Below are 10,656 nucleotides of genomic sequence, written 5' to 3' on the forward strand. Positions count from 1 at the left end.
GTCCTGGGCGAATTTGTTGTCGGGCGGTACCTGACCCGCCTGTACCCATTGCGCCAATCGCACCTGCGGATCCAACTGAGCCAGAACCGGATGCAGGGCGTAACCGGCCAATCCCCCGGCGAGAAGCCACAGCGGAACAGCACCCAGCATGATCGCCAGGCGACGTCGTGCCGTCCGCCGTTCCGCTCGAGGGAGCGGCGGCACAGGGGCCACGATTGCTCCGTAAGGACACGCATCTTCGCACAGCCGGCAGCGAATGCATTCGGTTGGGGGGATGCGCACATGCCAGCGTGCCAGTTTGGAGCAGAGACCCAGGAGTGCACCATACGGACAGAGGAACCGGCAATACGGTCGCCCGACAAAAATCCCAATCAAAAGTAAACTGCCACCGAAAACCAGCATGGATGTGGCGCCCGACCGCCGGAAAAACGCCACAAACGGATCGTACTCGCAAATGACGTAGCTGGTCCCGGTCGCCGCATAAAGCACGGCCAGGCCAAGGTAGATCCAGGGGAAAAGCCCCAGGGCGTGTTCCAGCCAGTCGGGCAGCTTCTGTGGTCGAACGGCGGCAATTTCCTGGATCGCCCCCAGCGGACATACGGCCGCACAAAACACCCTACCAAAAAATAAGGCAAAAGCGATCGGCAGCGCAAAAAAGAGCAGCACGCTCCACGGAATAACGTACCGTCCATCAAAAAGGCCCTGAGCCACATCCTGAATGGCCCCGATGGAGCAGACACACCCTTCCCGATGAAAGCCGAACCAGAACAAACTGACACCCGCCAGCACAAACAGCCCGTTTCGCGATCGCTTCGCCAGCGCCAGATAGGTCGCGGTCCCCAGGGCGATGACGAGGGCGATCGTGTCCACCATTTCCCAAACGGGTGAGGGCGGTGGCGGGACGGGCGTTTCCGGGAGCTTATGGGAGGTAAAATCCGGCGGGGGAAATCGCTCGACGGCCAGCGCTGCCCACCGTCCCGCCAGCACAACGGCGGCGACCCCCAGAAGGACGAACGCCTTCCATCGTCGCGACGCTCCTTTCTGCGAGCAGGACGCTTCTGGCAGCCGACAGTTTTCACGCTGTTCCTGCTTGGGAAAACGGTCAATCATATCGGAGGTATCACCGCACCAAAGTCTTTTGGGGCCGACAGAACGGCGAGGCACATCTCCACGATAGATTCAGAGTGTAGCGCTCGGTTTGTACAGATGTTTCAACAGATAGGGCTGTGACGCTGGAAGCCGCACAAACGCCTGCGAAGGACAGGCGATGGCAATGGAACACTGGTGGCAATTCAGGCAACGGTCGTGCCTGACCTGGAGGTAAAGGGAACCGTTGCCGAACGCAGCGCAGCCAACCACACACTTGCCGCACGCAATGCACAGATTCTCGTCGATCGTGTATTCGTAGTAAGGCTCTTCGACCAGTTTCCGAATGAGGGCACCCGTGGGGCAGAGCTGGTTTTCCGCCCCGGTATTGAGGGCCAGCGGCTCCGGTGGAAAATACCCGGTGCACAAATCGCAGTAGCCGCACATGGGAAAGCTGTTGACGCATTTGACGGCGGAGGGATCCAGAACGCAATGCGTCGCGCAGTTGCCGCAAGCGATGCACTTGTAAGGATCAATCTGCCAGACCAAAACGTCCCCGGAGGCTTTTTTTCCTGCCAGGAACCCAACCAGCCCACCGACTCCGAGAAACGTTGCCATCTGGATCCCTTCCCGCAACATTTCTCGTCGCGAAACCCGTTTATCACTACCCGTCGGGCTCATGGGATTTCCCTCCTGCCGACAATTCGGCGCCTTGCCACGGAAATCACCTCGACGATCGAGCGGCGGCCAGTTTCCCATCAACGGGAGATTTCCGCGACTCCTCTTGGGCCTTACTCTTCAGGTCTCCCTCTTGCTGGGAATTCCTGTTCGCCTGATCATCGCGCAGACTCTGTCGGAATAACTGGGCCTGGGGCAGGAAACAGGCAGCGACCCGCGAACAGCCGTTACATATCGACCGCCGACAGGCCACGCTGGCTTGCGGACCGATACGTCGCAGCCCCAGAGTCACCGTCGTCGCAGAGAGTGCCATCAGAGCAACCGCCCGAAACGACTCGCGCCAGAAGTCCCGCCGGGTCACAAACGGGCCAGCTTCGGAGACGTGCTTCTTGTGATGAATTGCAGCATGCGAATCGGTCATGGCTGGAAGCTCTCTTCTGTATCCCCAGGATTCACCCAGTTTGCCGGGCCACCAGGTTTTTTACCACTCCGAACAGACCACCGAAACACGATACCCCAGCCCGCCCCGGTTCACCACACTCCCGCTACCCGAGGACGTTATTTCTGCGTGGTAGCATAACCATTGATTGTCTCCCTCATGTGCATGGCACTCCCCTCGGCATGGTCGGAAGCGGCCGGGTGGCCGTCCTCCTTCGGCCGAAAAGCCTCCAGGACACCCCGTCCGGGATCGAGAACGAGGATCCATTGTTCGCCGGGACTCTCGGGAGGTGAGAAGATTTCCACATCGAGCACTGGAAGTCGATCTTCGTCCCGCGTCTCTTCCCATTTGCTGGAAGGGGCAAAATGCTCGGGGGAGGCCACCCAACCCAACAGCTCGCCGTGTGCCGAGTACACTTTCACCCGTGGAATCCCTTTTTCCGCCGTCACCACCCTCCCATCGGAAAATAGCGCGATATGAGCGGGGTTACAACAGCCACAGAAACCCGCCTCATCCAGTCCCGCTTTGCCCCAGAAGATTTCCAAATCACCCTCCGGTGTATAAAGTTCGACGCGATGCACGCCGGGGTTGACCACGCGCAGGAGGCCGTCGGAACCCCAGGCGAGATCAAAATAGGGACTGGGAATGATAAAACCGAGGATCCCGCGATCCGCGTCGCGGTGCCCAATCTCGGCTATTTTCTCACCGTGGCGATCGACACGGTGAACGACCCGGTTGCCTGCATCCGCCACGAAAACGTCCTCACCAGCCACGGCAATGTCCGTAACGACGGCCTTGGTACCAAAAAAATTCCATTCCGACTGGACGTCACCTTTCGGAGTCAACACGACAACTCTGGAGCCGCTTCCCACGAGGAAGAGCCAATCCGAATCCGAACCCCTCCCGGCTCCGCTAACCTCAGGTTCCGAGCGCTTGGCAACGGCGAGACACTGGGGCGCAAAAGACAGGGCCATTTTTTCTTCCAATCGCCCCCCGCTTGCCGAAAGGGCGACGGGAAGCAGTTGATCATCCACAGCAATCCAGGCGTTGGTTCCCATCACCGCCAGTCGCCGCACCTCCCTTCTCGGAATCTCGACCTGCCAGGCGGGCTCGAAAATAATCTTTTCCGCGGGCACGGAGACGTAGTTGTCCAGCGTATAGACAAACCGCTCTGGCAGTGCGTTGGTGCGAGGGCTTCGCAGATGATTTCGGTACACAAGGACGGCCGTGCCTCCGATGATAAGACCGATGACGACGCAACCGAGTGCCAGCAGCGCTTCCTGCCGAACTGTGCCCCTCGGGATGGTCGCTGGCCCCTCAACCAACCGGTGATTCCACAACGGAGCTTGTTTTCGTCCTGTGTCCATAGTGGTGTTCCGGGCAAGACGTCGATCAACCGCCCTCGATCTCAGTTGGCCGTCAAATCGAGGCAAACCATCTCCGTGCTGCTGCGAACAATCAGGCGGCCCTTTACAATCGCCATGGGCCCCCAGCAGTCGTGTCCCTCAAGCACCCGAGCCTGTGCCAGAGGTCGGAAGGCCTCGGGAGTCGCTTCCGCCATGGTCAGTGTGCCGTTGTCGTCGAGTGCCAGCAGCAGGCCATTTGCGATCATATACGGTCCCAATCCGAATCGGTACTGGGAACCGCTCGCCCAGCGCTGGTTGCCGTTCAGGTCCAGGCAAACCATCTGCTTATCTTTTTCCCGCACGCCGTAGATAAACCCTTTGTACAGCACGGGGGTTTGCTGGGTCGAGCCGAACTGCTGGGGAGGAAGCCGTGATTCCACCGCGGGGATAATCCTGTCGCCCTCTTTTGTTAACCGCATGAACAGGGCCCCTGCATCGTACCCGCCGCAGAAAAAAATGCGATCATCGGGCAGAGGAAGCGGAGACGGGACGGTGGCGAGACTGATTTTCCACTCGGGTGTATCCCAAAGGATGGCGCCATCGTCGGCTCGAACCGCGACCACGCCCCCTGTCGCGCAGTACACATACATGCGCATCCCCTGAAAGACGACCGGCATGATCGAAGAATGAGTCATTTTCCAGTCGCGTGGATTGGGTGTTCGCCACAACTCTTTGCCCGTTGCCGCGTCAAGGGCGACCATAAGGGCTTCAGGGCCACCCGGCGCGAGGATGACCCGGTCGTTTTCCACCAGGGGACATTGACCGGTGTACCAGGGAGGCACGGTGGCTCCCCAGCGTTCCGCCATGTCGATGAGCCAGTACTTTTCGCCCGTCAGACGATCCAGACAGGCCACGTGGCACTTCGGGCCGATGGTCACCACATACTTGTCGGTCACCGTTGGGATGGTACGGGACATGCCATGGTTGCGTTTGACAGTATTGTGATAGCGGAACTGCCAAATATCCCGGCCATCGTCCAGCGAAAGACAGCGGACGACGTCCTCTTCCTTTTCACGATCGTAGTCGATCATGTACACCCGCCCGTCCTTGATCGCCGCTGCCGCAAATCCCTCCCCTACTTCGATGGACCAGATGCGCCGGGGTCCTTCCGGGGGCCAGGAGCGGGCCAGCGTCACGCTGGGATCTTCCCAAATGGCGTCCAGATTGGGCCCGCGGAACCTCGGCCATTCCCCTGGAACCGATGAAGGTTTCCCATCCAGCGTCACAAGTGTGCCGGATAGCTCGTGTTTTTCGGACTCCTGTCTCATCGGGCGGACAGGCCGATCCAGTCCTGGCACGCGGCGTGCCAGCGGCGGTGCCGGCACCGCGACCATCCAAATGACAATCGCCCCCAATCCCAGGAGGGCGACGGTGAGCGGAAGGAGAACTGTCCAAGCGAAGGATCGCATACGGCAACGCGAATGGCGGCGAGTTACTCCTTGAGGCCTGTCACATCAAAGTCCCATCGTTCGTTTGTGGCCAGCATTTGGTCCCACGTGACCTCTGCTTTTTGGTACGCAGCCATCCGCCCAAGGATCGTCGTGAGATTGCTGCGGACGCTGGGAGCCACGGTGGGATTGCTGAAATCCCCCTTGGTAATGGCCTCATAAAAGGTAGCAATGTTTGTTTTCGCACCATCTGTGTAAAGATTGCCAGTCGGGCCGCCTGGAAAAGGCTTTTTCCCCTGGATGCTGATCGTTCCAAAATAATGGGTGTCGGCCGTTCCTTCCGTGCCGAAGATGCGACAGCCGATGTCGTCATAACCGGCCCCGTACTGTTTGGATGCGAATGTGAGAATGACCTCATTGGGAAAGGTGAAGATGACGGAGAAATGATCCCAGCAGTCGCCAGGTCCGGTTTTGCCTTTGCGACCGCCCAATCCGTAAGCTCGCTCGGGAGCCGCATCCAGGAACCAGGTGGCCACGTCCAGCGCATGGATGTTCTGTTCAGTGATGATGTCACCAGAAAGAACCCGAAAGGCCCCCCATGCCCGAAGGACATGTTCCGGGTTTTTCACATCCAGATCGGCGGGCGCCACCCAGGTGGGACCACAATAATACACCGCCTCGGCACTCACAATCGTGCCGATATCACCCGCCTGAACACGGCGAACCGCCTCCTGATAAAGCGGGCAGGCACGGGTTTGAAAGTCCACAAGAAAGGCCAGTTTTTTGGATGTCGCCTTCTGGCCTGCCTGTTCAATGACCCGGCACCCCGCCACATCGACAGCCACGGGTTTGGCCAGGAAAACGTGCACGCCGGCCTCGACGGCTGCGGCAGCCTGTTCAGGATGAAAGAATGGGGGACTTTCAATGGCGACGGCATCCAGGCCGCCGTCGTCCAGCATCCGCCGATGACCCAGCAGTCCGGTGTAACGCCGGTTTTCCGGCACCCCAAACTGCGTCCCCGCTGCCTCGGCCCGGTCGGCGAAATAATCGTGGACCGCCGCAATCGCGTAGCCTCCGTGTTCCCGGAACAGGTTGGCGATCCAGCGGCCCCGGCCACCACATCCAATAAGTCCCAGGCGGATCCGCGAGTTGGCTTCACTCCCGAAAACCCGGTCACGACGGATCAACGAAGCCACGGCTACGCCGCCAGCAGCCAGAAATGTCCGGCGATCGGTCCTGCTCGGCATGCTCTGTCCTCCTGGTGTATGCGCGTTTTGGGGGATTCTCCGAGTGATGTAAGCACGCTCCACATTCGTTCCGCGACATTTCCGAGGGCCAGAGGCGGAGGCCTCTCGTATTTCGCCCCACACTGCCTGAACGGTGGCTAAGAAACCCTCGGGGTGTCCTGCAGGAAAGCTCGCGATCCTGGAATCGACTCAGGAACCCGATTTTTCGGTTGTGCCGGAGCGGACCTGCTGAAACAGCCATTCTCGCAATTCCGGCTCCTGATAGGCCCGGGACCACGAGTTGTGGCCCACGCCGGGGTATTCCGTGTAGCGCACCTTTCCGCCTGCTTTCTTGAGGGCTTCGACCATGGCTCGGGACAGGGCGGGCGGCACCACGGGATCAGCGCCGCCATGGAAGATCCACATCGGAATATGGGCAATTTCCCCGGCACGGGATGTGTCTCCACCACCGCATATCGGGACGGCCGCGGCGAAATCATGCGGACGCCGCAGCAAAAGGTCGAACGTGCCAAATCCACCCATCGACAGCCCGGTCACGTAGCACCGATCGGGATCCACGCTCAATTCCTTGCGAATTTGGTCAAAAAGCTCGATGACCAGTTTCATGGGACGTGTGAGTTCATTGGGCCAGGGTTGAGACGAATCCGCCTGGCGCCGAATACCCGCCCACCAGGAATCCCGCGGACATTGTGGAGCAATGAGGATGGCCGGATGCTGGGGATCGAGCACAAGTGTCAGAAATTCATCGTTTTTGAGCTGGGCCTCGTTGTCATCCCCTCGCTCTCCTGCCCCGTGCAGAAAGATGATGAGGGGGTACTTCTTGCTCGGATCGTAGTTTTCCGGCTTCCAGAGACGATACGGAAGCGTTTCCCCCTCGGCGTTTTTGTACACCCGTTTTTCCAGTTTGCTGTGGAGCTCTTTGTACATCTGGGCTGAAACAGTCTGGCAGACACTCAACCAGGTCAGGACAACCACCGTTCCGACGCCGAAGCCACCGATCCACCGTTTCATGGCATCATCCTTCTCCGAAGCCTACTTCAGGGACCAATTCGAACACACCCAGGCATAACCCCCAAAGCATTGCCGTGTAGCCAGAATATCAAGAAAAAACGCCGGTGTGAATCCACCGGCGACAAGTGGCCTGTCTTAACTCAGCCCGAGCCGGGCGAAGGACTCTCACCTCATCAGTTCCGGCGGCACGTCCACCGGGAGTTTACCCGCCTTAATCCGATCGCCGAATGTGGGAGACTTTGGATCCTTTGGATCGACCTTTTCCTTTTCCACGATTTCCAGGGCCTTCTGGATCTTTTCCTTGTTGCGTGCATCGGTTTTACGGTCCAGCAGCTTGTCCAGGGCCTGACCGTAGGCATTTCGTTTGGTCTTGTCATCCCCCAAATGGCAGATGTTGCACCCGGCGCGATCAACCAGCTCGGCAAAGGCCCGATCTTTTGGATCGTTGCTGTCTTTCTTCACGTACCGAGCGATGAACTGGGTGCGAAACTGCGTCACGGCCAGCGCCGTAGAAGCACACCACACGACACCAATCACCAGAGCGATGATTCCCAATGGCTTCTTCATCGGGTCAATACCTCCTCATGTCGTCTTCTATTCGAACGTTCTATCGCAACACACACGATCCCATTTTGATTCGCAGATTCTTCTGTGGTTGCCGTTCCTTCCACCGCTTCCCGCTTGTGGTGGAGCGGTTAGCCCCATGGTTCTTCCGGCGCAGTGAAGTTTGCCACAACGCCCCATTCGCTCTTGCGTATGTGGAACCCCCCTTTCCGGAAACCGGAGTCTCCGCACGGCCTACGGGGGGACTTATCCAAGTGGCGGGAAGTCGCGTGGCAGTTGCCCCCGAACGGCAAAGCAAGGGGCGTTGCCTTGCTTTCGGGGTCTTTGCATTGCTCAGACCTTCCCGGAAGCAACCTTCCCAATTTTATGCCAGTTGGAAAGGCATTTGCCAGATTTTACCATCGTTTCAGGCCAGGTTCCAATGAATTGCAACGGAAAGGCCTGTTCTGTGGCCGCTCAGCGGGTGGACGTACCCTGAAGTCTGGCCAGCAGCCGTTTCGCAGCCGCTGACGGATCGGGAGCCTCCACGACGGCGGCGGATACCGCCACGCGGGAAATTCCCGTGTTCAGCACTTCTTCAATATTCGACTCGTTAATGCCCCCAATGGCAAATGCGGGCAAAGTGATTTCTGAGGCCACCTGTCGCAAGAACTCCAATCCGGGGAAGTGCGAAAACTGTTTGGTTGAGGACGGAAACGTCGGGCCACATCCAATGTAATTGGCCCCATCGAGGACAGCCCGTCGGGCCTGCTCGATATCATGGGTGGAAACGCCTATCAACATGTCCGGGCCTACAAGGGTGCGGACATCTTTGACCGTCAGCTCCTCCTGGCCCACATGGACCCCATCCGCTTGACTCAGCACGGCCAGGTCCGGGCGATCATTCATGATGAACAACGTTTGTGTGCCGCGGGTGATTTTGCGAAGCATGCGGGCCCTCTCCAGGAGTAAACGATCCTCAAGCTTTTTTTCGCGGAGCTGGATCACGTGAACGCCCACCCGAACGAGCGCCGTCACCAGGGCCCGAAATTCTTCGGCTGAAGGCCGGGCATCCACCAGGACATAAAGTCGCGCGTTGTGCAGACGTTCCCGGGAGAGTTCAGTAATGCGGACAGCCCGATGCAGCGTGTAACAGCGGTAGCGAAGTTGTTCAAATCGCTCTGCCAACTCGGGTTGGAGCACCTTCGCGCATTCCTCAATGCTGCGGATGGCCTCGCGAACACGGGATAAATTCGCATCGACCAGTCCCTCGACGGATTCCCGTTTCATCTCGTGGGAGTGCTTGATCCGGGTGCCGACATCGGATTGAGTTTCCCGAGCAGCGAGGCGGTAAGTCATGGGAAACTCCCCCGAGAGCTGCGAAAACGCGTGGCGGATGTCTTTCAGCTCACCCACCAGAAAAGGATCATCCAGCACAAACCGGCCATAATCTTCCACAACCCGAAGGCCTTCCAACGCACGGTTGATCGCGGCATCCACAATGCGATAAAGTCCCATCGCAGTGGATGGGGTGAGTGACGGAATGCTGTCCCCGTTTTTTCGCTTGCCGGACGATACGTTCCGAGAATCTGCTGGCGTTTCTTTTCGCTGAAAATCTTTTCCTTCGCCAGGTTGCGAAGGATGGCTGGGCACAGTTTCCGCGTCATTTGTCTCGGGCGGAGATGTCGATTCCACCTCCTCGGACAGCGGAAGACTTTCCTTCTCGCCTCCCACGGCTTCCTCTGGTGACGGCCGCCACTGCCCACCAGTGCCGTAGCGCTGCAGAATCTGCTGCCGGAGTTGTGCGAAATTCAACCCCTGTTCGCGAAGCCAGTCGGCGACGGGATGATCGCAGCCTGCCAGTCCCAAGAGCAAATGCTCCGTCGAGATAATCGGCGGCCAGTCACCCCAGTCCATGTACAGATCGACCGCTGTGAAAAGGCTTTTCACTTCCGGATGAAATTGGGGGGGTGACTCCAGGGGGATCGGGGGTGGCTCCGCAGACCGATGGAGCTCCGGCCAGCGGGCGAGAAGCAATTCCTCGCTGATACCGAGTTCCCGCAAAATCATTGCCGCGCGGCACTCAGGTTCAGCGAGCAGACCCATGAGGATACTGACCAGCCGGAGACCGCCGAACCCTTCTCCGTACTGCCAGGTTGCGGCGGCAGCCAGCGCGCGAAGCGCTCCTGGGGTAAATTCGCGTTCCATGGGAGTTGAGGGAAGCCTAACTTCTGTGAATTCCGGCGGCTTTTCCGCATGCGTGATTCTCGATAAATCGCGCGAGGCGACGATGCACCGCATGGCGGCCATCTTCACTTCATGGTACAGAACGGCGGCTCCGCATGGAAAGGGTTACAGCAGGCGAAGCCTGGGCATCAACCGCGCCAGACTTTTCTGGAGCGCGGAGCGCAGGCTCGGCCAGATGGCACCCCTGCGGTGAGGTTGCACCTCGGAAATGGCCAGATAGGAGCGAAAACTGGTGAGGAGTTCTTCCAACCGGGCAGCAATTTCCCGACGACGCCGTTCCCGGGTGGACTTCGGGGTGATCTTGATTCGGAAGCACGACCGAGCGGGCGTTTCCTCGTTGGCGGGTTTGTCTTCGCTCATGACCACCACCATGTCGAAGCACACGGGCCGGTCCGAACGGCGTCGGCTGCGGAGGGGATTCCTGACCTCGATCTCCATTTCCAGGCGATTCCCCTGAACCTTGCGAATCCGCGCCTGGTGATCCGCAATGAATCCGTGCAGTTTTTCCACAGCCAGAGCGAGTGGAAATGGGCTGATGAGGGTCTCTTCCACGGAGACCTCTGGCGATGCGGAACGCCACCACCAGTGTTTGGAACTGACAGGTGTGGTCT

Annotated in this window: 9 protein-coding genes and 1 pseudogene; all 10 read right to left on the bottom strand. The window is 59.0% G+C overall.

Features of this window, described 5'->3' with window-relative positions; translation table 11 throughout:
- On the bottom strand, positions 1-1,110 hold a 1,110-nt coding region (locus H5U08_RS03540), incomplete at its 3' end, for a 4Fe-4S binding protein (protein ID WP_297030195.1).
- Between the two features lie 69 nt (positions 1,111-1,179).
- Positions 1,180-1,767 (bottom strand): ferredoxin, encoded by a 588-nt coding sequence (locus H5U08_RS03545; RefSeq protein WP_297030197.1) that lies wholly within the window; start codon positions 1,765-1,767, stop codon positions 1,180-1,182.
- Positions 1,768-1,810: 43 nt separating this feature from the next.
- On the bottom strand, positions 1,811-2,185 hold the full coding sequence (locus H5U08_RS03550; RefSeq protein ID WP_297030200.1) for a hypothetical protein: 375 nt from the start codon (positions 2,183-2,185) through the stop codon (positions 1,811-1,813).
- A 137-nt stretch (positions 2,186-2,322) separates the two neighbouring features.
- Entirely contained in the window at positions 2,323-3,570 is a 1,248-nt protein-coding gene (locus H5U08_RS03555) for a hypothetical protein (protein ID WP_297030202.1), read from the bottom strand.
- 41 nt (positions 3,571-3,611) lie between these two features.
- Complete coding sequence (locus tag H5U08_RS03560; RefSeq protein ID WP_297030205.1) at positions 3,612-5,018, bottom strand: PQQ-binding-like beta-propeller repeat protein; 1,407 nt, start codon at positions 5,016-5,018, stop codon at positions 3,612-3,614.
- 23 nt (positions 5,019-5,041) lie between these two features.
- On the bottom strand, positions 5,042-6,244 hold the full coding sequence (locus H5U08_RS03565) for a Gfo/Idh/MocA family oxidoreductase (RefSeq protein WP_297030207.1): 1,203 nt from the start codon (positions 6,242-6,244) through the stop codon (positions 5,042-5,044).
- A 189-nt stretch (positions 6,245-6,433) separates the two neighbouring features.
- On the bottom strand, positions 6,434-7,255 hold the full coding sequence (locus H5U08_RS03570) for an alpha/beta hydrolase-fold protein (RefSeq protein WP_297030210.1): 822 nt from the start codon (positions 7,253-7,255) through the stop codon (positions 6,434-6,436).
- A 165-nt stretch (positions 7,256-7,420) separates the two neighbouring features.
- The gene (locus H5U08_RS03575) at positions 7,421-7,822 is read right to left on the bottom strand and encodes a hypothetical protein (protein ID WP_297030212.1); all 402 of its coding nucleotides are present in this window, start codon (positions 7,820-7,822) and stop codon (positions 7,421-7,423) included.
- Positions 7,823-8,275: 453 nt separating this feature from the next.
- Complete coding sequence (locus tag H5U08_RS03580; protein WP_297030215.1) at positions 8,276-10,099, bottom strand: thiamine phosphate synthase; 1,824 nt, start codon at positions 10,097-10,099, stop codon at positions 8,276-8,278.
- 51 nt (positions 10,100-10,150) lie between these two features.
- Positions 10,151-10,656: pseudogene (locus H5U08_RS03585) on the bottom strand (hypothetical protein); the annotation flags it as partial.

It is taken from the genome of Thermogutta sp. (assembly GCF_014359955.1).
Classification (GTDB): Bacteria; Planctomycetota; Planctomycetia; order Pirellulales; family Thermoguttaceae; genus Thermogutta.